This window comes from Silicimonas algicola, assembly GCF_003148765.1.
In the GTDB taxonomy this organism is placed as follows: domain Bacteria; phylum Pseudomonadota; class Alphaproteobacteria; order Rhodobacterales; family Rhodobacteraceae; genus Silicimonas; species Silicimonas algicola.
This window is the reverse complement of record NZ_QGGV01000005.1, coordinates 196,352-217,408: the sequence shown is the minus strand read 5'-3', so window position 1 is coordinate 217,408 and position 21,057 is coordinate 196,352. Positions and strand designations below refer to the sequence as shown.

The window sequence follows — 21,057 nt, the reverse complement described above, 5'->3', positions numbered from 1 at the left end:
TTCTACTTCGTTCCGAACATCCTGTCGCCAGCGTCGCCAAGGCCGGGGACGATATAACCCTTCTCGTTCAGACGTTCGTCGAGTGCGGCCGTGACGATCGGCACGTCGGGATGCGCCTCCTTCATCCGCGCGACGCCTTCGGGCGCGGCGAGCAGGCAGAGGAAGCGGATGTTGTCGGCGCCCGCCTTCTTCAGAAGATCCACGGCCGCCACGGAGCTGTTGCCCGTTGCAAGCATCGGGTCGACCGCGATGACCAGCCGGTTGTCCAGTTCGCCCGGCAGTTTGCAGTAGTACTGGACCGGCTTCAGCGTCGCCTCGTCGCGGTAAAGTCCGACGAAGCCGACCCGCGCCGAGGGGATCAGGTCCAGCATCCCGTCCAGCAAACCGTTCCCCGCCCTCAGGATCGAGACCAGCGCGAGCTTCCGTCCCGAGAGCACCGGCGCATCCATGTCGCAGAGCGGTGTCTCGATGGACCGGGTCGTCATCGGCAGAGACCGCGTCACCTCGTAGGCGAGAAGCGTGCTGATCTCGCGCAGGAGTTGGCGGAAGACGGCGGTCGAGGTGTCCTTCTCGCGCATCAGTGTCAGCTTGTGCTGAACCAGCGGGTGATCGACGACGGTGAGGTGATCGCTCATCTCGGCTCCTGTGCTGTGAAGGGCGTGCCGGCGCCACGAGATGGAACGCCGAGGTGCGTGGCGACGGTTGCGGCGACGTCGACGAAGGCCACCTGTCCGGCCGCCATCGGCGAAGGTCCCTTGCCTACGACGGCCACACGTTCGCGGGTGTGATCGGTGCCCGACCAGGTCGGGTCGTTGCCGTGGTCGGCGGTGAAGAGGATCAGGTCGTCGTCTCGGAGGTTCGCCAAAAGGCGCGGCACCTGGCTGTCGAACCATTCGAGCGCGCGGGCATAGCCCGAGACGTCGCGCCTGTGCCCGTAGAGCGTGTCGAACTCGACGAAGTTGGCGAACGTCAGGCTTCCGTCCTCTGCTTCGGCGATCAGGCGCACAAGATGCTCCATCAGCTCGTCGTCGCTGCCCTTGGCAACGTCGTCTATGCCTCGCATCGAGAAGATGTCGCCGATCTTGCCGACCGCGTGGACCTTGCGCCCCGCCTCCGAGACCCAATCGCACAGCGTCGGAGACGGTGGCTCGATGGCGAAGTCCTTGCGGTTCTTCGTGCGCTTGAAGTCGAGCGCCGTCTCGCCGAGGAAGGGCCGGGCGATGACGCGACCGACCTTCATGGCGTGGAGCGTCGGAGCCAGCCCCTTGCACGTCGACATCAGGCGCTCCAGCCCGAAGCGTTCCTCGTGCGCCGCGATCTGGAAGACGCTGTCGACGGACGTATAGCAGATCGGCCAGCCGGTCCGCAGATGCTCTTCGCCAAGGTCCTCGATGATCTGCGTGCCAGAGGCGTGGCAATTGCCGAGAGTGCCCTCGGTGCCAGCAAGCCGCGCCGCCTCTGCCATGAGGTCGGGCGGGAAAGCGGGCTGCGCGTCGGGGAAGTAGTGCCAGTCCCAGGGAACGGGCACGCCCGCCAGTTCCCAGTGACCCGACGGCGTATCCTTGCCTTGCGACACCTCGGTCGCCGCCGCCCAGACGCCCTCCGGTCTCGCATCGAGTCCCGGCGTCGCCTCACCTCCGGCCAGCCTCACCGCAGCACCAAGGCCTAGGCGGTCGAGATGAGGCATCTTCAGCGGACCCGTCCGGCCTTCTTCCGCCTCGCCGCGCGCACAGGCCTGGGCGATGTGGGCAAGCGTGTTCGATCCTGTATCGGGCCGGTCGCCGTTGAAGTAAGCGGCCGCGTCCGGAGCGCCGCCTGCGCCCGCGCTGTCGAGGACGACGAGGAACGCCCGCGGCATCAGCCCACCCTCTCGATCATCAGCGGCAAGGGTTCGGCGCGCTCCCCGATCGTAAGGGCGTCGAGATAGGCGCGCTCGGCCTCCTGCGCTGCTTTCTCGCCGGCGGCGTGGAGGCGCGCGACGGGCTCACCCTTCGACACCTCGGCCCCAAGGGGCAGAATGTCCGAGAACCCGACCGAGGGGTCGATCCTGTCGCCTTCGCGCAACCGTCCCCCGCCGAGACGCACCACGGCGAGCCCGATCGCATGGCCGTCCAGCGCGGCGATCTTCCCGGACTGTGGCGCCGCGATTTCGCGGATGACGTTGGCCTCGGGCAAGCGGCTCTGCCAATCTTCGCTGAACCGTGCGGGACCGCCGAGAGCTTCTATCATCGCGTCGAACTTCTCGGCGGCCCTGCCTGACTTCAATGTATCTAGAAGCTTGCCCGCCGCCACCTCCGGCGACACGTCGACCTTCGCAAGCAGCATCAACTCTGCCCCCAGGGCCAAAGTCAGGTCGACGAGGCGCGAGTTGCGCGGAGCGGTCAGCGCCTGCATCACCTCGGCCACTTCGAGCGCGTTCCCGGCGGTCGAGGCAAGTGGCTGGTCCATGGCGGTCACCAGCGCCGCCGTACGGCACCCCGCCCCGTTCGCCGTCGAAACGAGCGATCTGGCCAAGGCAACGGCATCATCGCGTGTCTTCATGAAGGCGCCCGAACCGCACTTCACGTCGAGGATCAGCGATCCCAGACCCGCCGCCAGTTTCTTTGACAAGATCGACGCCGTGATGAGGTCGATGCTTTCCACCGTTCCCGTCACGTCGCGCACCGCATAAAGCCGCTTGTCCGCCGGCGCGATCCGCTTCGAGGCCGAGACGATGGCGCAGCCGATGTCATCGACCATGCGGCGGAAGGTGGTCTCGTCCACGTCGGTCGACACACCGGGGATGGCCTCGAGCTTGTCGAGCGTCCCTCCGGTATGTCCAAGGCCCCGGCCCGAGATCATCGGGTTCGCGACGCCGACAGCCGCCAGCATGGGTGCGAGCAAGAGGGACACGCAATCACCGATACCGCCCGTCGAATGCTTGTCGACGACAGGCGTCTTCAGCTTCCATTCCAGAACATCGCCTGAATCCCGCATCGCGAGGGTCAGCGCGACCCGCGCCTCTTCCGACAACCCCCGCAGGCAGACAGCCATGGCGAAGGCCCCGGCCTGGGCGTCGGTCACGGCCCCGGTGGCAAGACCGTTGGCGAACCAGGTCATCTGAGCCTGAGTGGGCTCGCCCCCGTCGCGCAGGGTCTCGATGATCGCGCGGGCGTCCATGCTCAGCGGTCCATCGCGGATTTTGCGAAGGCACCGGGAAGAAGGTCCGACATCGTCATGGTCAGCGTCGCGCCCGAAACCGACGCCATGGTGACGGGAGTGTCCGGAGCAGCGAATTCCGAGAGCTTCTGGCGGCACCCGCCGCACGGCGTGACGGGCTCGGGGCTGTCGGCGATGACGGCGACCTCGGCGATGCGGGTCTCGCCGCCCGCGATCATCGCGGCGATGGCGCCGGCCTCGGCGCAGGTGCCCTGCGGATAGGCGGCGTTCTCGACGTTGACGCCCACGAAGACCTTGCCCGAGGAGGTCCTGAGTGCGGCTCCGACCTTGAAGCCGGAATAGGGGGCATAGGCATTCGGCCGCGCTGCCGCGGCCTCGTCGATCAGGCTCATGGGCTATGTCCTTTTCGGCCAACGTGACCCGTGGCATTGGGGATGGCAAGAGTGCGAGAGGCTTGCTCCGTCAGGAACTTCAACGCAGACTGCGACGCGACCGATGTCCCCCATTGACGCCAAAGAGCAGTGGGGCTACGCGCCGGTCCAAGATTGTTTAACGCTAAACTATCCGGGGGAGGACGCCATGACCAACGACACGCGCGAGATCGCGCTTCGGCAGGCTGCGCTCGATTACCACGAGTTTCCAAAGCCCGGTAAGCTTGAGATCCGCGCCACGAAGCCGCTGGCAAACGGTCGTGATCTGGCCCGCGCCTATAGCCCCGGCGTCGCCGAAGCCTGCCTCGAGATAAAGGCCGACCCACTGACCGCCAGCCGCTATACCGCGCGCGGCAACATGGTCGCCGTGGTGACGAACGGCACCGCTGTCCTCGGGCTGGGCAACATCGGAGCATTGGCGGCAAAGCCCGTGATGGAGGGCAAGGCGGTCCTCTTCAAGAAATTCGGCAACATCGATTGCTTCGACATCGAACTGAACGAGAGCGACCCCGAGAAGCTCGCCGACATCGTCTGTGCGCTTGAACCGACCTTCGGCGCGATCAACCTCGAGGACATCAAGGCACCGGACTGCTTCATCGTCGAGAAGCTGTGCCACGAACGCATGAACATACCCGTCTTCCACGACGACCAGCACGGAACGGCCATCGTGGTCGCCGCCGCCGCGATGAACGCCATGACAGTGTCCGACAGGCGGTTCGAGGACATCAAGGTCGTCTCGACCGGAGGGGGTGCAGCCGGCATCGCTTGCCTGAACATGCTCCTGAAGCTGGGCGTTCGGCGCGAGAACGTCTTCCTCTGCGACCTCGCGGGGCTCGTCCACGAGGGCCGAACTGTCGAGATGACACCGCAAAAGGCCGAGTTTGCGCAACCCGGCGGGCCCCGCAGCCTTGGTGACGTCATCGAAGGCGCAGACCTCTTCCTCGGACTGTCTGGCCCGGGCGTCATGACGCCCGACATGGTGACGCGGATGAACAGACCCCCCATCATCTTCGCACTGGCCAATCCCACGCCCGAGATCGACCCCGTGCTCGCCCGCGCCGCCGCGCCCGACGCCATCATCGCGACCGGACGGTCCGACGTGCCGAACCAGGTCAACAACGTCCTCTGCTTCCCCTTCATTTTCCGCGGCGCTCTCGATGTCGGCGCGACGGGCATCAACGACGAGATGAAGCTCGCCTGCGCCGAGGCCATCGCAAAGCTCGCCCGCGCCACGACCTCGGCCGAGGCAGCCGCAGCCTACAAGGGCGAGGAAATGACCTTTGGACCGAATTACCTGATCCCCAAGCCATTCGACCCGCGTCTCATGGGAGTCGTTGCATCGGCCGTTGCCTTGGCGGCGATGGAGACGGGCGTCGCCACCAAGCCCATCGCCGATGTCGGGGCGTACAAGCGCAAGCTGGACGGATCGGTCTTCAAGTCGACCATGATCATGCGACCGGTCTTCGAGGCCGCCGCCACCGCGCGGCGCCGGATCATCTTCGCCGAAGGCGAGAACGAGCGCGTCCTGCGCGCTGCGACGGCCATGATCGAGGAGACGACCGACGTTCCCATCCTGATCGGCCGTCCCGACGTCGTGAGTTCACGCATCGAGCGGCTTGGTCTGCCGATGCGCGCGGGTGAGGACTTCGAGCTCGTGAACCCCGAGAACGACCCCCGCTACCGCGATTACTGGCAGGACTATCACACCCTCATGGAACGGCGCGGCGTGACGCCCGAGCTGTCGCGGGCGATCATGCGGACCAACACCACCGCGATCGCGGCCGTCATGGTCCATCGCGGCGAGGCCGACAGCCTGATCTGCGGAACCTTCGGGCAGTATCTCTGGCACCTACGCTATATCACCGAGGTTCTGGCGACCGAGGGCCGTCATCCCATTGGCGCGCTGTCTCTTCTGATCCTCGAGGACGGTCCGCTTTTCGTCGCGGATACGCACGTTCACCCCGAACCCACGCCCGAACAGATCGCGGAGGTGGTCGTCGGGGCCGCGCGTCACGTCCGCCGCTTCGGACTGGAGCCGAAGATCGCGCTCTGCTCTCACAGCCAGTTCGGCAACCTCGATTGCGACACCGGCCGCCGGATGCGCGCCGCGCTCGCCATCCTCGATGCCGAGCCGCGCGACTTTCTCTACGAAGGCGAGATGCACACGGACACCGCGCTCGACATCGAGATCCGCGAGCGCATCATGCCGAATTCGCGCTTCCAGGGTCCGGCAAACGTGCTGGTCTTCGCCAACACCGATGCCGCATCTGCGGTGCGTAATATCCTCAAGATGAAGGCCGGCGGTCTCGAGGTCGGGCCGATCCTCATGGGAATGGCGAACCGGGCACATATCGTGACCCCGTCGATCACGGCGCGGGGGCTTCTGAACATCTCGGCGCTGGCCGGAACGCCGGTGTCGATCTACGGCTGACGGCCAATACGCCGCCGGGCGTCCCGGCGGCGCGTTGCTCGTCGGAAACCTTACTTCTTGGTGGTTTTTGTCGCGGGTTTCGCTGGCTTCTGCTTCTTGTCGCCCATGGGCTTACCTCAAGAGAACGGACGCGCGGGATTGCGCGCCCTAGAAGAATCGGAACACCTTTTTCCCTGAGTCGGGCAAAGGATTTTCGAGGACATAGGCGGATCGTGGCCTTCGCAATTTTGCAGAGGCTCATCGGAATTTGCCCTGGCTGCCATGTCTCGCTCGAATCTGCAAAACTTTGCAGGACATGATGGCAAACACTGCAAAAAATTCGCGGCACTCTGCCGCTGCAGGTGCCATCGCACTTGCCTGACCCAAGCCGGCGGTCGTAGCACTCTGCCATCGAGGAGGAGCGTCGCATGGGATACCGTGATGTCTACGCGGCCTGGAAGGCCGACCCGGAGCAGTTCTGGATGGAGGCGGCCGAGGCCATCGACTGGGAGCGGATGCCCTCGAAAGCGCTGTCCGACGAGAACGCACCCTTCTTCGAGTGGTTCGCCGATGGCATGGTGAATACCTGCTGGAACGCCGTCGACCGTCACGTCGAGGCCGGACGCGGCGCGCAGACGGCCATCATTCACGACAGCCCCGTCACCGGCACGATCCACAAGATCAGCTACGCCGAACTGCGCGACCGCGTCGCGTCGCTTGCTGGCGCACTTCGGGCCAGGGGCATCGACAAGGGCGACCGCGTCATCATCTACATGCCGATGGTCCCCGAAGCGGTCGAGGCCATGCTGGCCTGCGCGCGGATCGGCGCCATCCATTCCGTCGTCTTCGGCGGCTTCGCGGCGCACGAACTCGCCGTCCGCATCGACGACGCCAAGCCCAAGGCCATCATCGCGGCCTCCTGCGGGATCGAGCCGGGGCGCGTCGTCCACTACAAGCCGCTTCTGGACGGCGCCATCGAGCAGGCCGCTCACAAGGTCGACTTCTGCGTCATCTTCCAGCGTGAACAGGAGGTCGCAAAGCTGATCGAGGGCCGCGACGTCGACTGGTTCGCCTTCCAGTATGGCGTCGAGCCCGCAGACTGCCTGCCGGTGGAGGGCAACCACCCCGCCTACATCCTCTATACCTCCGGCACGACCGGTCAGCCCAAGGGCGTCGTGCGCCACACCGGCGGTCATCTCGTCGCGCTGAACTGGTCGATGAAGAACATTTATGGCGTCGATCCCGGCGAGGTGTTCTGGGCCGCCTCGGACGTGGGCTGGGTCGTGGGCCACAGTTATATCTGCTACGGACCCCTCATCCACGGGAACACCACCATCGTGTTCGAGGGCAAGCCCGTGGGTACGCCTGACGCAGGGACCTTCTGGCGCGTCATCCAGGACCACAAGGTGCGGGCGTTCTTCACGGCACCCACGGCGTTTCGTGCCATCAAGCGCGAGGATCCGAAGGGCGAATTCCTGAAGAACTACGACATCTCGTCCCTGCGGACCCTCTTCCTCGCCGGCGAACGCGCAGACCCCGACACGGTGCTCTGGGCGCAGGACATGCTCAAGGTGCCGGTCATCGACCACTGGTGGCAGACCGAAACCGGCTGGCCCATGGTCGGCAACCCCATGGGGATCGAGCCGCTGCCGGTGAAGGTCGGCTCTCCCACGGTGCCGATGCCGGGTTACGACATTCACATCCTCGACGAGGCGGGACAGCCGATGGAAGCCGGCCAACTCGGCGCCATCGCAGTGAAACTGCCCTTGCCCCCCGGAACCCTGCCGACGCTCTGGAACGCGGAGGGGCGCTTCCGCAAAGCGTATCTCGACCATTTTCCCGGCTACTACGAGACAGGCGACGCGGGCTACATCGACGAAGAGGGATACCTCTACATCATGGCGCGCACCGACGACGTCATCAACGTCGCGGGCCACAGGCTGTCGACCGGCGGAATGGAGGAGATCCTGGCCTCGCACCCCGACGTTGCGGAATGCGCGGTGATCGGCGTCACGGACCAGCTCAAGGGTCAGCTTCCGCTCGGCTTTCTCTGTACCAACACCGGCACCAATCGCTCGGACGAGGACATCGTGTCGGAATGCGTGAAGCTGGTGCGCGATCGCATCGGACCCGTCGCCGCCTTCAAGCACGCCATCGTGGTCAAGCGGCTTCCCAAGACACGGTCGGGCAAGATCCTTCGCGCCACGATGGTCAAGATCGCCGACAGCGCCGACTTCAAGGTGCCCGCCACCATCGACGATCCCGCGATCATCGATGAAATCCGAGAGGCGCTCAGGACGATCGGTTACGCCTCATAGGCGCAAGGGTTTCGGCCGCGCGAAGAAATGGCTTGTCTCGACGCCTTGAGGCATCACGCGCCCGTTGCGGTCGGTGGTGACGCTGATATAGCCCTCGCCCTCGCGGAAATAGGCCCCGCACACGTCCCCGTAGGAGATGAGCTGCGCGAGCAATAGCTCCTGCAAGAGACTTCGCTGTCCTGGCGTCAGTGTCCCGTCGAAGACCAGGTCGGCGTTGCGCATGTCGCCGCAATAGCGGGTGTCCTCGATCTGGAAGTCGACCTTTAGGCGCATGTTGATCGGATCGCTCGGCCCCGGAACGAGGGCGAACGCCTCGTAGAAGATCCGGTCGCCTTTGACCCGCCGGGTCACTAGGCCCTCGCAACTGTCGCTGCGCAAATCGTAGTTCACGCATTCATATGGGAGCGCGGAATTATCCGACAGAACCTTGCGGATCGGCTCGACCTCGAGGTCGGGCAGCGTCGGACCGCAGGCAGTCAGCCCAGCCAGGATGACGGAAAAAAGGGCGATACGGGTCACGATGGATTTCTCCGTGAAAGGCGCTTGGCAGGCAGCGTAGGACGCAAACATGGCGCGATTGCGGACGTTCATTGGAATTGCTCGCGGATCAGCCGCTCCTCGAGCCCGTGACCCGGATCGAAGAGAATGCGGTGCCGGATGCTCGGCTCGCTCGTGACCTCGACCCACTGGACGTTTCGGACCGGGCGGCCATTGGCATCCGCCATCACGGGCCGCTTCTCGTGCTGGAGGACGTCGAAGCGAACCGTCGCGGTCTTGGGCAGAAGCGCGCCCCGCCAGCGCCTCGGTCGGAAGGGCGCCACTGCGGTCAGGGCGAGGATTTCGGAGCCGATCGGGAGGATCGGACCGTGTGCGGAATAATTGTACGCCGTCGACCCGGCAGGGGTCGCCACAAGCGCGCCGTCGCAGACCAGTTCGTCCAGGCGCGGCTTGCCGTCGACCGAGATGCGCAGCCGCGCGGCCTGAGGACCCTCGCGCAGGAGAGAGACCTCGTTGATCGCAAGCCCCTCGCTGACCATGCCGTCCGCCGTCGCCGCGCGCATCCGGAGGGGGTTGATCACCGCCTCCTCGGCCTCGGCCAGTCTGGCCGGCAGATCGTCGGCGCCGTATTCGTTCATCAGGAAGCCGACCGTCCCGCGGTTCATCCCGTAGACCGGCTTGTCCAGGGGACGCACGTCGTTCAGCGTCTCGAGCATGAACCCGTCGCCCCCGAGAGCGACGACCACGTCCGCCTCCTCGGGCGATACCTGGCCGTATCTCTCGATCAGATTGCGGGCGGCATCCTGCGCGAGACGTGCGTCGCTCGCGCGGAACGAGATGGCATTCGACGGGCGCATGTGCCCTCCCCTGTTGCGGACGCACGATTGCCCGTGCGTCTGAGAAACTCAAGGCCCGCTCCTGCGGCGCTTCCCGCCTCCATGCGTCGGTTTCGCGCCTTCCGGCCCGAGGGCTTTCCGTCTATGGATCGCCAACCGTCCAGACCGGAGACAAGCCCATGAACGCCCCGCACCGTGACACCGGCTTCTTTACCGAACCTCTCGAGACCCGCGATCCCGAGCTCCACGCCGCAATCAGGAACGAGCTGGGACGCCAGCGCGACGAGATCGAGCTGATCGCGTCGGAAAACATCGTCAGCCGCGCGGTTCTGGAGGCTCAGGGATCGGTCCTGACCAACAAGTACGCCGAGGGCTATCCGGGCAAGCGCTACTATGGCGGCTGCCAGTTCGTGGACGTGGCCGAGGAATTGGCCATCGAACGCGCGAAGCAACTGTTCGGAGCGGGCTTCGCCAACGTCCAGCCGAATTCGGGCAGCCAGATGAACCAGGCGGTGTTCCTGGCCCTTCTGAAGCCCGGCGACACCTTCATGGGACTCGACCTCAACTCGGGCGGGCATCTGACGCACGGCTCGCCGGTGAACATGTCGGGGAAATGGTTCAATGTAGTGCCTTACGGTGTCCGGCAGCAGGATCATCGGCTGGACCTGGAGGATATTCGGGCCAAGGCCCACGAGAAGAAACCGAAGCTGATCCTTGCGGGCGGCACGGCCTATAGCCGCGTCTGGGACTGGGCCGAGTTCCGCAAGATAGCGGACGAAGTGGGCGCCTACCTGATGGTCGACATGGCGCATATCGCCGGCCTCGTCGCCGGCGGCGTTCACCCGTCGCCCCTGCCCCACGCCCATGTCGTCACCTCGACCACGCACAAGTCGCTGCGCGGACCGCGGGGGGGTCTGATCCTGACGAATGACGCGGACATCGCGAAGAAGATCAACTCGGCTGTCTTCCCCGGTCTTCAGGGAGGCCCGCTGATGCACGTCATCGCGGCCAAGGCCGTGGCCTTCGGAGAGGCGCTGCGTCCCGAGTTCAAGGCCTACGCCGCACAGGTCGTCGCAAACGCCAAGGCGACGGCGGACGAGTTGATGAAAGGCGGCATCGACATCGTCTCGGGCGGCACCGACAATCACTTGATGCTGGCCGACCTTCGCCCGAAAAAAGTCACCGGCAAAGCGACGGAGGCGGCTCTTGGCCGCGCCCATATCACGACGAACAAGAACGGCATTCCCTTCGATCCGGAGAAGCCCTTCGTCACCAGCGGCATCCGCATCGGTACACCCGCCGGGACGACGCGCGGCTTCGCCGAGGAGGAGTTTCGCCAGATCGCCCGCTGGATCGTGCAGGTGACGGAAGGATTGTCGGCCGACGGCGACGAGGGCAACGCCGGGCTCGAGGCGCGCATCCGGGACGAGGTCGCAGACCTCTGCGGACGCTTCCCGCTTTACCCGGGACTGTGACGCTAGCGGAACGCGCCCTGTTGCACGAGGACGTAGAACAAGACGCCGGCGACCACGAGAACGACGAAGCCCACGGCGGCGAGGCGGTCCAGGATCTCGGCCCGCTTTTCCGATCCGGAGTCGAGCCGGTCGAGGTAGGCCCGCAGCCGTCGCTCGGCCTTCAGGACACGTGCCTGATCCACACGACGCCCGAGTTTGGGATTGCGCGCAAGGGCCTGCGCCTCGATCAGGACCGTCGCCTCGGCCCGCAGCCGTCGGGGCAACTTGCGCCCGGCACGCGAGACGACATCGGTCAAGTCGGTTCCCTTGACGCGAAGCTGCGTCGCCATGCGCTCGGCAAGGTCGCGGGTGGTCCGATCGAGGTCCATACGCTGGCGATAGCGCGTCGCAGAGGGTAAGGAAAGTCATGCTGTCGACTGTCATCCATGGCACCGATACGGGTGCGCCGCCGCTGCTGATCGCTCACGGGCTATTCGGATCGGCGCGGAATTGGGGCGTCATCGCCAAGCGCCTGTCGGAACGGCGCCAAGTGACGGCCGTAGACATGCGCAACCATGCGGACAGCCCGTGGCGCGACGCGCATGGCTATGCCGAAATGGCCGACGATATGGCGCAAGTCATTGACGGCGCTTGGGATGTCCTCGGACATTCCATGGGTGGCAAGGCTGCGATGGTGCTGGCACTCACGCATCCCGAAAAGGTCCGGCGGCTGGTGGTGGCTGATATCGCGCCGGTCGCCTACGGGCATTCGCAGAGCCATCTGATCGAGGCGATGCGGGCGCTGGATTTGGGAGCTGTGACCTCGCGGCGGGAGGCGGACGAGGCGCTGAAGGACGCTATTGCGGAGCCGGGGACGAGGGCTTTTCTCCTGCAATCCCTTGATGTTGGCGAGAAGAGGTGGCGGTTGAACCTGGACGTGCTGGACCGCGAGATGGAGCGGATCACCGGGTTTCCAGACATGGGAGAGCGGGAGTTCGGAGAGCCGGTTCTGTTCCTATCGGGTGACGACAGTTCCTACGTCCAGAGAGAGCACAGGGCGTTGATCCTGAAGCATTTTCCCAAGGCGAGGTTCGCGCGCATTCCAGGTGCCGGCCATTGGCTTCATGCCGACAAGCCGCGTGAATTCGAAGCTGCCGTGGAAACCTTTCTTTCCGCCTAACAGGCGGATCCGGTTCAGTTGCCGATCCGGGACATGCTGCCCGCGACACCGTTCGCGAGCCCCGAAGCACCGCCCCCGACGGAGCGGCCGACCCCAGTTGCGGCCCCGTAACCCCCCGCGAAACCACCGGAAAAGGCACCGTCTATGAGGTTGTAGGCGCGGCGGACTCCGAGGTCTCGGCCGGAGGAGACCTCGGCGAAATAGAGGGCCACGACGAGCGTGACGACGATAACGGCGAAACGCGACATGATGGCGGATATTAACACAAGGTGCAGGCCTCACCTATACTCCGGATGGCGTATGGGTGGCTGCGCGGCACATGATGTGGGGAAACTGAGAAGGCGCCAGGTGGCGGACCGAAGTCCAGCCCGTGCCGTGGGGCACACCCTGACGCCTTCCTGAACCATTTCCCCCCAGAGGGCGACTGGCCCAGTTTTCGAAACAAGACCAAGGCCTTGCTACGAACCGCTGGGGTTCCTTCCACCCGGACTGCCGGACCTGGGCTCATGTCCCCTGCCCTGCCGCCCTGGCTTTCGGAGCCGTCGCGGATCACGATTGCTCGTGACAGGATCAAGGTGCCCCAGCGTCTTGAGTCGGACAAGAAAATTCGCTTGGGTCCCCACAGATTCATGGGGATAAATCCTTGGAAAGACTGTGGAAATACCTGTGGAGAAGAGCTCTTTCGGAAGTCCCCGCAAGGACTTGCCGCAGCGCGACATGGATCGGTTCGAGGGTGGTGCAGAGGGGGTCGCGTGAGACCGAAGACGGGCGGGAACGGCCGCGAATCGGGACAGCCCTTGCTGCGGAGCTTCGGCGCATTAACCTTCTAGGGAAGACATTTTCCCTGGAGGGGCTGCCATGACCACGAAAATCTTTCTTTTCCTTGCACTTACCCTGTCCGCGACGCTGACTTCGGGCTGCGTGCCCGCGGCACTCGGCGCGGCCGGAGCCGTCGCTGCGGACGAAGCCGCAGAGGACCGGGGCGACAACCTGTTCTGATCGGTATCGCGTCGGTATCACGTCGGTATTGCGTCGGTGCGCGTCCGGGCCTCCGGGCGCGCAAATCGGGCCGCTCAGCGGTTCCGGATGAGACGCCGCGCCACGGCCCAGGACACCGGCAGCGACAGCACCGCCCCCGCGAGGGCGGCCACGACGATCGAGCGCGCGTCGGTCATCCCCAGCGTCAGCGCCGCGATGACGGCCGCGCCCGCGAGGGTGGAGCCGATGAAGATGTGCAGGATGAGGGTCAGGGGGAGCATGGGTGCCTCCGGTCGGGTTGCCGTTCGGCCCAAGGGTAGAGGGGGGCTGGAGGTCTGGCTTTGATTTGGGTCAGGAGGAGTCCACGTCTTGCCTACCGTGGCGCAAGCGCCAACGCCGTCTCAGGTTGAACATCTCCGACAAGTCGTCCGGCTTGTTGATCTCTGGCCCGTCCGCCGCCTCCTCCACGGCGACCGCGGGTTCGACGGCGTGGGACCGTTCCTGAGGTTCATGGCGGGCTGACTTCGGCCTGGGCGACCAGCCCGGGCCGCGCCCGACCCTCCCGAAGGGAGGGCGCATTGCGACGTATCACCCCCGTTCAGCCGTCGGAGGAACGTGACGGGATAAATCACACACGCCGACCGGTCCGAAGCGCCGTCCCAGGGTCGGCCGCAGCCCTCGTGCAAACCAAAGATTTAGCGGAGGAAGACGCTTTCGCTTGGCAAGTGAGAGACTTCCAATGTGAAGGGGTCATCGGCGTGACATGTCGGGCCCCACATAAGATGAACGACCCAATGTCGCGTTCCATCTGCGTTTGTCACAAGGACGTCGTCAGTGGCGCCATCTGCGGCAATGACCGTCACCTCATCCCACAACGGGTAAAGCTGATGCCCGTAGTTCATTTCTCGGTGCAATCTGGCGGTAAGGGCCTCCGACCTTTCCGCATCGACGCGTTCCCACGTCGAGCCGTCTGGAATGGTGAACCCGGACTTCATCTCTCGACAACCCACCTGAATCCCACCATATCTCCGCCACCATGACCGACCTCGCACGCATCCGCAATTTCTCGATCGTCGCCCACATCGACCACGGGAAATCCACGCTCGCCGACCGGCTGATCCAGCTCACCGGCACCGTGGCCGAGCGGGACATGAAGGCCCAGATGCTCGACTCGATGGATATCGAACGCGAGCGCGGCATCACCATCAAGGCCAACACCGTGCGGATCGAATACCCCGCGAAGGACGGCCAGACCTATATCCTCAACCTGATCGACACGCCGGGGCACGTCGACTTCGCCTACGAGGTCTCGCGCTCGATGCGCGCGGTCGAGGGCTCGCTTCTCGTCGTCGACGCCTCCCAGGGCGTCGAGGCGCAGACGCTGGCCAACGTCTATCAGGCCATCGACGCCAACCACGAGATCGTTCCCGTCCTCAACAAGATCGACCTGCCCGCCGCCGAGCCCGCGCGCGTCAAGGAACAGATCGAGGATGTCATCGGCATTGACGCCTCGCAGGCCCTCGAGATCTCGGCCAAGACCGGCCTCGGCATCCCCGAGGTGCTGGAGGCCATCGTCACCCGCCTGCCCGCGCCCAAGGGCGACCGCGATGCGCCGCTCAAGGCCATGCTGGTCGACAGCTGGTACGACAGCTATCTCGGCGTCGTCGTGATGATCCGCATCATCGACGGGGTCGTCCGCAAGGGCGACATGATCAAGATGATGCAGACCGGCGCGCGCTACGGCATCGACAAGCTCGCCGTCCTCAAGCCGCAGATGGTCGACATCAAGGAACTGGGGCCCGGCGAGATCGGCATCTTCACCGCATCGATCAAGCAGGTTCGCGACACCCGCGTCGGCGACACCATCACCCACGAGAAGCGCCCCTGCGCCAAGGCGTTGCCCGGCTTCAAGCCGTCGATTCCCGTCGTCTTCTGCGGCCTCTTCCCCGTCGACGCCAACGACTTCGACGACCTCCGCGACGCCATCGAGAAGCTCCAGCTCAACGACGCCTCCTTCACCGCCGAGATGGAGACGTCGGCCGCCCTCGGCTTCGGCTTCCGCTGCGGCTTCCTGGGGCTTCTGCACCTCGAGGTCATCCGCGACCGGCTCGAGCGCGAGTACGACATCGACCTCATCACCACCGCGCCCTCGGTCGTCTACCATATCCACATGAAGGACGGCACGATGCGGGAGCTTCACAACCCCGCCGACATGCCCGACCTCACCTATGTCGAGCGCATCGAGGAGCCGCGGATCAAGGCGACCATCCTCGTCCCCGACGAGTACCTGGGCGCGGTGCTGAAGCTCTGCGAGGACCGCCGCGGCATCCAGATGGACCTGACCTATGCCGGGCAGCGGGCGATGGTCGTCTATGACCTGCCCTTGAACGAGGTCGTCTTCGACTTCTACGACCGCCTGAAGTCGGTGACCAAGGGCTATGCCAGTTTCGACTACCAGATGCAGGGCTACCGCGAGGACAAGCTGGTCAAGATGTCCATCCTCGTGAACGACGAGCCCGTCGACGCACTGTCCATGATGGTCCACCGCGACCGGGCCGACGCGCGCGGCCGCGCCATGTGCGAGAAGCTGAAGGAGCTGATCCCGCGCCACATGTTCAAGATCCCGATCCAGGCCGCCATCGGCGGCAAGGTCATCGCGCGGGAGACGCTCTCGGCCTTGCGCAAGGACGTGACGGCGAAGTGCTATGGCGGGGACGCGACGCGGAAGAAGAAGCTCCTCGAGAAGCAGAAGGCCGGGAAGAAGAAGATGCGCCAGTTCGGGAAGGTGGAGATCCCGCAGGAGGCGTTTATCAACGCGTTGAAGATGGACTCGTAGGGCGGGGTTTACCCCATCGGCAAGGGTTGGATGATGTCCGACGGCGGGGTGGCCCCGCCAGTCCGTCACGCAACACAGGAGGCACATTGGCCTTGGGAACAATGGTTTTTGTGGTTGGCGCTGGGGCCAGCGCTGAGTTCAAATTGCCTGTTGGGCGCCGTCTAGCTGAAATGATCTCGAAAGATTTTCGGTTTGATTTGACGGACAAGATGGATTTTGCGGGTGGGTCCAAAATTGCTTTCGATTTCGCAACCGCTTTAGCCGAACAAATTTGCATTCCGAAACGCTCTAATCTGGCCTCTCTTTCGGAGAGGTTGTTTAATGGCGTTGCTCTCGCGCCTTCTATCGACAACTACTTGCATTCTCATGTATCTGATGAGTTTCGAGTAAGATTTGGAAAGTATTTGATTGCTGAAACCATAGCAAGAAGTGAGAAGGCGAGCATCCTGAATTTTCGAGGTAAAGGTTCATTCGACTTTTCGCTCACAGCGAACACCTGGCTGCACGGACTGTTTGCGCTTCTGGTAACTGCTGGTGACATAGCTTCCTTTAAAGCCAGACTTCGGAATATTTCCTTCATTTGTTTCAACTATGACAGAATAATTGAGTGGTTTCTTTTTCTTGCGGTGCAGACAATGTTCGACCTCTCTGAGGACGAAGCTGCCGATTTGCTTTTGGAATACTTAGATATTTACCATCCATACGGAGTCTTCGCAAAACTTGACTACAGCAACATTGCTTCTGGGTTTGGAGAAGTTAGAGGGCATTCCGCCTACGTAGAAGGTAAGAGTGAGCTGAAGACCTTCACAGAGCAGGCAAACGCGGCCACCATTAGCATTGTAAGAGAAAAGATTGCTCGCGCAGATAAGCTGTTCTTCTTGGGGTTTTCTTACATGAAGATCAACATGGAGTTCCTGACGCCAGAGGCTGGGTGCGACGCATCCCACGTAATTGGAACTGCACGAGGCGTTTCTGAATACAACTTGGACGTAACGAGGGGGCGAGTTAGAAGCTGGTTCGATTACGGGAGGATGGATTCTCTTAGATTTCAGCCGAGCACATGCAGTGAACTCATCAGAGATTTCTCGGAAATGATTCTGGAGGACTAGCACCCGTAGGGTGGGGTTTCACCCCACCATCCCCCCCAAACCGCGCCGCCACGGTGGGTTGAAAACCCACCTTACGCCTCTCGCCTGAACGACGAATACGGCCAATCCTCGGGCCGCTCGACATACCCATGCTTCACCGGGTTGCAACAACGACACCCCTCATGCCCGCGGCAAACCCTCTCCTCCCGGCCGCAACGCTCCCGTAAACCCGCAACCTCCCCTACCTCGCCATGAACCTCAGGAACGGGCCCACGCCGTCGAACTCGCGGTTGCCGTGGAGGAGGCGTCTCACCGGCCAGAGGAGGTGGCCGAGCGGCGCGAAGAGGCGGGCGCGGCGGCGGGCGGTGTCCCAGGTGGCGGGGGCTGCGGCGGCGACGTAGGCGTCTCGGGCGGCGGTCAGGGCGGGGAGGTCGCCTCCGGTTTCGACGGCGACGGAGAAGAGGAAGACGAGGAGGTCGAGGGCGGCGTCGCCCTTCCCGGCCCGTTCGAAGTCGAGAAAGGTGATGCCGCCGTCGCGCAGGCAGATGTCCTTGAGGCCGGGGCGGCCGTGGGTCTCGCCCGCCGCGTGGAAGGCGGCGAGCGCCCGGGCGGCGCGGGCCAGGGCGTCGAGGAAGGCCGGGTCGGAGGGAGACAGGCGGGCCATGCCGCGGATCGGAGTGCCCACGTCTTCGGTCACGACGAAGCTTTCGCCGGAGGCCACGATGCCCGGCACGGGCAGACCCTTCGCGGCGAAGCGTTCATGCGCGGCGCGCTCGCGGGCGAAGGCGGCGCGGGGATCGCCTTTCTGAACGCGCATGCGCGAGGACAGGCTCTCGGGCCGCTTGATCCAGAAGGTCCGGCCCTCGGCCTCGACCCTTTCGATGCGGGGGCCATCCGCCTGTCCGCGCGCCGCGAGGGTGTCGGCGAGGCTCACGCGCCCGGGCCGGCCCAGGGGCCGTGGAAGCCCTTGCCGTCGCGGTCCGTGCGCTGGAAGCCGTGGCGTCCGAAGAAGTCGCGCTGCGCCTGGATCAGGTCGGCGGTGCCGCGCGCGCGGCGCATCGCGTCGAACCACGAGAGCGCCGCCGACATGGCAGGGACGGGCTGGCCGGTCTCGGTCGCACGCGCGACCGTGCGGCGAAGCGCGGGCGTCGTGGCGCGGAGAGTATCGGCGAAGGAGGGTGCGAGGAAAAGCTGGCCCTCGGGCAGGCCATCGCGGATCGCGGTCGCGATGTCGTCGAGCAGCGCCGAGCGGATGATGCAGCCCGCCCGCCAGATTTCGGCCACGCGGGCGAGGTCGACGGACCAGTCGAACGCCTCGGACGCGGCCTGGAGGAGCGAGAAGCCCTGGCCGTAGCCAAGGACGCGCGCGGCGAGGACGGCGTCGTGGAGCGTGGCGTCGTCGAGACCGGGCGCTTCGCTTTGGCCGGGAAAAGCCGCTTCGCCCGCGGCCCGGGTCGAGACCTGCGCCGAGATCGCGCGGGCGGCGACGGCGGCTTCGATGGCGGTGGCGCTTTGCCCGAGCTTCAGGGCCTCGATCACCGTCCAGCGGCCTGTGCCCTTCTGGCCCGCGCTGTCGAGGATGACGTCGAGGATGGGCTTGCCGGTGTCAGTGTCGGAGGTGGCAAGGATCTCGGCCGTGATCTCGACGAGGTAGCCTTTCAGCGGGCCGTCGTTCCAGTCGCGGAACACGGGCGCAAGGTCCGCGGGCGCGCGGCCGTCGGCGCGCATCAGGCCCGTGACCTCGGCCAGCACCTGCATGTCGGCGTATTCGATGCCGTTGTGGACGGTCTTGACGAAGTGCCCCGCCCCATCCGCGCCGAGACGGGCGGCGCAGGGCTCGCCCTCGTAGCGGGCCGCGATGGCGGTGACGATATCGGCGATGCGGTCCCAGGCGTCCTGCGGGCCGCCGACCATGATCGACGGGCCGTGACGCGCGCCCTCCTCCCCGCCCGAGACGCCCATGCCGAGGAAGGCGATGCCCTTCCCGGCCAGCGCGGCGCTGCGGCGGCGGGTGTCGTTGAAGTCGGCGTTGCCCGCGTCGACGATGCAGTCGCCCGGGTCGAGATGGGGCACGAGGCCGCCAATGACCTGATCGACCGGATCGCCGGCGGCGACCATGATGATGACGGTGCGCGGGCTGTCGACCCGGGCCGCGAGAGCGGCAAGGCTGTCGGTCGGCGTCATGGTGGCGGCGAGGTCGCCTGCGTGCCTCATCAAATCGTCCGTGACGCTTCCGGTGCGGTTGTGGACGGCGATCGGAAAGCCCTTCTCGGCGATGTTCATCGCCAGCGCCGCACCCATCGTGCCCAGTCCCGTCAGTCCGATCCGTGCCATGCCGTCTCCCGTCAGATCTTGTGAACGACCGCCACCTGGTTGCGCCGGGTCTTGGTGTAGTGGGTCTGGAAGACGAAGCAACCCGAGATCATGGGAGCCACTGCGCGAAAGGCGGCTTCGGTATCCGGATCGCGATGGCGGAACGTGCGGGTCTCGGCGAACCCGCGAAACAGGGCAGCGGTCTTGGTGATGCCGGGCTTCTCGAAGGTCTCGGGCTGCCAGCGCAGGTCCTCGATGATGTAGAGGGGCCCCGACGGCATCGTGGGAAAGATCTCGAGGAAGGCGTTCTGCTGATGGTGCGAGGCGTGGCTGGCGTCGTCGATGGCGATGTCGACGGGGCCGATCTCGCGCGCCGCGCGGGCGATCAGGGCGCGGTCGTCCATGTCGCACTGGACGAAGCGGAACCTGGGGTGGCGGAACCAGGCGAAATCCGAGATGTCGAGGCCGATGACCTGGGCCTGCGAGAAATAGTCGAGCCACATGCGGATCGACGGCAGATCGCGCGTTTCGCGCGAGGCGTCCTTGCCGTGCTCGGGTCCGCCGATCAGGAGGCCCATCTCGAGGAACGAGACAGGCCGGTCCCGGAAGGGGCGGAACAGCATGTCGTAGAGTTCGGTATAGCGGTGCTTTCGCGCGCCCTTGTCCGATCCATAGGTCTCGGCCAGGGCCGTCAGGCTGGGCTCGGTTGCCGAAATGTCTTCCATCGACTCCTCCCCTCTCTCTGGGGCGCGAGTCTAGGGTGCCGCGCGCGGCGGGTGAAGAGGCGTCGTCAGGCTGCGCGGGGCGCCATGACGTCGACGAGGGCGTCGACGAGTGCGTCCTCGCGCAGGCGCAGCGGTGCGTTCAGCGCGTGGGCCATCGACATGCGCAGGACGAGGCCGAGAAGTGCGGTATGCATCGCGGCGGAGGCACGGCGGGCGTCGATCAGGCGTTCATAGCGGCCCTTGTCGACGAGCTTGGCGGCGAGGATGTCGTACATCTCGGTCGTGGCCGGGTGGATGCGGCCAAGGGTTGTCAGCATGGTGCCGTTGCGGCCGGGACGCTGGCCGATCTGGGGCGTCACGTACATCAGTCGGAAGCGGTCGAGGTCCGAGGTGTGGAACACGGCGAGGGCGCCGATGAAGGCGCGGATCGCTTCGGAGGCGGACAGGTTCTTCGAGATGGCGCCCTTGCCGGCGGCGCTTTCGGCCTCGAGCGCGGGGCGGACGAGCGCCTCGATCAGCCGGGCCTTGTTGGGGAACCAATAGAGCACCGCCTGCTTCGACACGCCCACGCGGGCGGCGACGGCATCGAAGGTGAGCTGGTCGGGTCCGTCGGACTTAACGATGTCACGGGCGGCCGCAAGAATGCGTTCCGCGGTTTCGCCGCGTTTGGATGCCATCGTTACGTCCCCCGATACTCTTACCAACGGTGAAGCTGTGACATGAGCAAGAGCGGCGGGATAGATGCCCTGATGTGCAGAAACCGATGGTTTCGCGGATGGGGACAGTGAACATGAAAAGGCCCCGCCGAAGCGGGGCCTTCTCGAACCGGCT

The 21,057-nt window shown here is 65.0% G+C and carries 20 protein-coding genes; 7 read left to right on the top strand and 13 right to left on the bottom strand.

Features of this window, described 5'->3' with window-relative positions:
- Nucleotides 1-2: 2 nt before the first annotated feature.
- Genes upp through cdd form a run of 4 tightly spaced genes read right to left on the bottom strand, consistent with a single transcriptional unit; the run spans nucleotide 3 to nucleotide 3,551 of the window.
- Nucleotides 3-635: a uracil phosphoribosyltransferase gene (upp, locus tag C8D95_RS12865; RefSeq protein WP_109759589.1), complete on the bottom strand. Its 633-nt coding sequence runs from the start codon at nucleotides 633-635 to the stop codon at nucleotides 3-5.
- Nucleotides 632-1,858, bottom strand: coding sequence for a phosphopentomutase (locus tag C8D95_RS12860; RefSeq protein ID WP_109759588.1), 1,227 nt, complete (start codon nucleotides 1,856-1,858; stop codon nucleotides 632-634). The genes upp and C8D95_RS12860 overlap by 4 nt, the downstream gene beginning before the upstream one ends.
- Nucleotides 1,858-3,159, bottom strand: a complete 1,302-nt coding sequence (locus C8D95_RS12855) for a thymidine phosphorylase (RefSeq protein ID WP_109759587.1) — start codon at nucleotides 3,157-3,159, stop codon at nucleotides 1,858-1,860. The genes C8D95_RS12860 and C8D95_RS12855 overlap by 1 nt, the downstream gene beginning before the upstream one ends.
- Before the next feature lie 2 nt (nucleotides 3,160-3,161).
- Nucleotides 3,162-3,551, bottom strand: coding sequence for a cytidine deaminase (gene cdd, locus C8D95_RS12850; protein WP_109759586.1), 390 nt, complete (start codon nucleotides 3,549-3,551; stop codon nucleotides 3,162-3,164).
- 187 nt (nucleotides 3,552-3,738) lie between these two features.
- Between cdd and C8D95_RS12845 the strand changes: the two genes are divergently transcribed.
- The gene (locus tag C8D95_RS12845; protein WP_109759585.1) at nucleotides 3,739-6,021 is read left to right on the top strand and encodes an NADP-dependent malic enzyme; all 2,283 of its coding nucleotides are present in this window, start codon (nucleotides 3,739-3,741) and stop codon (nucleotides 6,019-6,021) included.
- A 407-nt stretch (nucleotides 6,022-6,428) separates the two neighbouring features.
- Nucleotides 6,429-8,318, top strand: coding sequence for a propionyl-CoA synthetase (locus C8D95_RS12840; RefSeq protein WP_109759584.1), 1,890 nt, complete (start codon nucleotides 6,429-6,431; stop codon nucleotides 8,316-8,318).
- On the opposite strand, the gene C8D95_RS12835 is transcribed toward C8D95_RS12840, so the two are convergent.
- Nucleotides 8,313-8,837, bottom strand: coding sequence for a hypothetical protein (locus tag C8D95_RS12835; protein WP_126918609.1), 525 nt, complete (start codon nucleotides 8,835-8,837; stop codon nucleotides 8,313-8,315). The two genes, C8D95_RS12840 and C8D95_RS12835, sit on opposite strands and share 6 nt — an antisense overlap.
- A gap of 68 nt (nucleotides 8,838-8,905) precedes the next feature.
- A complete protein-coding gene (locus C8D95_RS12830) occupies nucleotides 8,906-9,673 on the bottom strand; it encodes an NAD kinase (RefSeq protein WP_109759582.1) in 768 nt (255 codons plus the stop codon).
- Between the two features lie 158 nt (nucleotides 9,674-9,831).
- On the opposite strand from C8D95_RS12830, the gene glyA reads away from it, so the two are divergent.
- A complete protein-coding gene (gene glyA / locus C8D95_RS12825) occupies nucleotides 9,832-11,127 on the top strand; it encodes a serine hydroxymethyltransferase (protein ID WP_109759581.1) in 1,296 nt (431 codons plus the stop codon).
- 2 nt (nucleotides 11,128-11,129) lie between these two features.
- Here the strand turns inward: glyA and C8D95_RS12820 are convergent, their stop codons facing one another.
- Nucleotides 11,130-11,495: a hypothetical protein gene (locus tag C8D95_RS12820; RefSeq protein ID WP_109759580.1), complete on the bottom strand. Its 366-nt coding sequence runs from the start codon at nucleotides 11,493-11,495 to the stop codon at nucleotides 11,130-11,132.
- Between the two features lie 38 nt (nucleotides 11,496-11,533).
- On the opposite strand from C8D95_RS12820, the gene C8D95_RS12815 reads away from it, so the two are divergent.
- Entirely contained in the window at nucleotides 11,534-12,286 is a 753-nt protein-coding gene (locus tag C8D95_RS12815) for an alpha/beta fold hydrolase (protein ID WP_109759579.1), read from the top strand.
- A gap of 14 nt (nucleotides 12,287-12,300) precedes the next feature.
- On the opposite strand, the gene C8D95_RS12810 is transcribed toward C8D95_RS12815, so the two are convergent.
- Complete coding sequence (locus C8D95_RS12810) at nucleotides 12,301-12,534, bottom strand: hypothetical protein (protein WP_109759578.1); 234 nt, start codon at nucleotides 12,532-12,534, stop codon at nucleotides 12,301-12,303.
- Between the two features lie 610 nt (nucleotides 12,535-13,144).
- Between C8D95_RS12810 and C8D95_RS22050 the strand changes: the two genes are divergently transcribed.
- Nucleotides 13,145-13,285: a hypothetical protein gene (locus C8D95_RS22050; protein ID WP_164721747.1), complete on the top strand. Its 141-nt coding sequence runs from the start codon at nucleotides 13,145-13,147 to the stop codon at nucleotides 13,283-13,285.
- Nucleotides 13,286-13,359: 74 nt separating this feature from the next.
- Here the strand turns inward: C8D95_RS22050 and C8D95_RS12805 are convergent, their stop codons facing one another.
- Entirely contained in the window at nucleotides 13,360-13,545 is a 186-nt protein-coding gene (locus C8D95_RS12805; RefSeq protein WP_109759577.1) for a CTP synthetase, read from the bottom strand.
- Nucleotides 13,546-14,300: 755 nt separating this feature from the next.
- Here C8D95_RS12805 and lepA point away from each other — a divergent pair.
- Both lepA and C8D95_RS12785 read left to right on the top strand, forming a co-directional pair.
- Nucleotides 14,301-16,100: a translation elongation factor 4 gene (lepA, locus tag C8D95_RS12790; RefSeq protein WP_109759574.1), complete on the top strand. Its 1,800-nt coding sequence runs from the start codon at nucleotides 14,301-14,303 to the stop codon at nucleotides 16,098-16,100.
- A gap of 86 nt (nucleotides 16,101-16,186) precedes the next feature.
- A complete protein-coding gene (locus C8D95_RS12785) occupies nucleotides 16,187-17,209 on the top strand; it encodes a hypothetical protein (protein WP_126918610.1) in 1,023 nt (340 codons plus the stop codon).
- Nucleotides 17,210-17,429: 220 nt separating this feature from the next.
- Here C8D95_RS12785 and C8D95_RS12780 read toward each other — a convergent pair whose 3' ends face one another.
- From C8D95_RS12780 to C8D95_RS12765, 4 genes are all read right to left on the bottom strand, one after another.
- Entirely contained in the window at nucleotides 17,430-18,122 is a 693-nt protein-coding gene (locus tag C8D95_RS12780) for a BUD32 family EKC/KEOPS complex subunit (RefSeq protein WP_109759572.1), read from the bottom strand.
- Nucleotides 18,119-19,522: an NADP-dependent phosphogluconate dehydrogenase gene (gene gndA / locus C8D95_RS12775; RefSeq protein ID WP_109759571.1), complete on the bottom strand. Its 1,404-nt coding sequence runs from the start codon at nucleotides 19,520-19,522 to the stop codon at nucleotides 18,119-18,121. Before gndA ends, C8D95_RS12780 begins: the two co-directional genes overlap by 4 nt.
- Before the next feature lie 11 nt (nucleotides 19,523-19,533).
- On the bottom strand, nucleotides 19,534-20,226 hold the full coding sequence (locus tag C8D95_RS12770; protein ID WP_109759570.1) for a hypothetical protein: 693 nt from the start codon (nucleotides 20,224-20,226) through the stop codon (nucleotides 19,534-19,536).
- Nucleotides 20,227-20,291: 65 nt separating this feature from the next.
- Nucleotides 20,292-20,903 carry a TetR/AcrR family transcriptional regulator gene (locus C8D95_RS12765; RefSeq protein ID WP_109759569.1) on the bottom strand — a complete coding sequence of 204 codons (612 nt, stop codon included), beginning with the start codon at nucleotides 20,901-20,903 and terminating at the stop codon, nucleotides 20,292-20,294.
- Nucleotides 20,904-21,057: the final 154 nt, after the last annotated feature.

Coding starts and splice junctions, on each gene's coding strand:
- upp (WP_109759589.1), bottom strand. CDS start 635: ATGAGCGATCACCTCACCGTCGTCGATCACCCGCTGGTTCAGCACAAG.
- C8D95_RS12860 (WP_109759588.1), bottom strand. CDS start 1,858: ATGCCGCGGGCGTTCCTCGTCGTCCTCGACAGCGCGGGCGCAGGCGGC.
- C8D95_RS12855 (WP_109759587.1), bottom strand. CDS start 3,159: ATGGACGCCCGCGCGATCATCGAGACCCTGCGCGACGGGGGCGAGCCC.
- cdd (WP_109759586.1), bottom strand. CDS start 3,551: ATGAGCCTGATCGACGAGGCCGCGGCAGCGCGGCCGAATGCCTATGCC.
- C8D95_RS12845 (WP_109759585.1), top strand. CDS start 3,739: ATGACCAACGACACGCGCGAGATCGCGCTTCGGCAGGCTGCGCTCGAT.
- C8D95_RS12840 (WP_109759584.1), top strand. CDS start 6,429: ATGGGATACCGTGATGTCTACGCGGCCTGGAAGGCCGACCCGGAGCAG.
- C8D95_RS12830 (WP_109759582.1), bottom strand. CDS start 9,673: ATGCGCCCGTCGAATGCCATCTCGTTCCGCGCGAGCGACGCACGTCTC.
- glyA (WP_109759581.1), top strand. CDS start 9,832: ATGAACGCCCCGCACCGTGACACCGGCTTCTTTACCGAACCTCTCGAG.
- C8D95_RS12820 (WP_109759580.1), bottom strand. CDS start 11,495: ATGGACCTCGATCGGACCACCCGCGACCTTGCCGAGCGCATGGCGACG.
- C8D95_RS12815 (WP_109759579.1), top strand. CDS start 11,534: ATGCTGTCGACTGTCATCCATGGCACCGATACGGGTGCGCCGCCGCTG.
- C8D95_RS12810 (WP_109759578.1), bottom strand. CDS start 12,534: ATGTCGCGTTTCGCCGTTATCGTCGTCACGCTCGTCGTGGCCCTCTAT.
- C8D95_RS22050 (WP_164721747.1), top strand. CDS start 13,145: ATGACCACGAAAATCTTTCTTTTCCTTGCACTTACCCTGTCCGCGACG.
- C8D95_RS12805 (WP_109759577.1), bottom strand. CDS start 13,545: ATGCTCCCCCTGACCCTCATCCTGCACATCTTCATCGGCTCCACCCTC.
- lepA (WP_109759574.1), top strand. CDS start 14,301: ATGACCGACCTCGCACGCATCCGCAATTTCTCGATCGTCGCCCACATC.
- gndA (WP_109759571.1), bottom strand. CDS start 19,522: ATGGCACGGATCGGACTGACGGGACTGGGCACGATGGGTGCGGCGCTG.
- C8D95_RS12770 (WP_109759570.1), bottom strand. CDS start 20,226: ATGGAAGACATTTCGGCAACCGAGCCCAGCCTGACGGCCCTGGCCGAG.
- C8D95_RS12765 (WP_109759569.1), bottom strand. CDS start 20,903: ATGGCATCCAAACGCGGCGAAACCGCGGAACGCATTCTTGCGGCCGCC.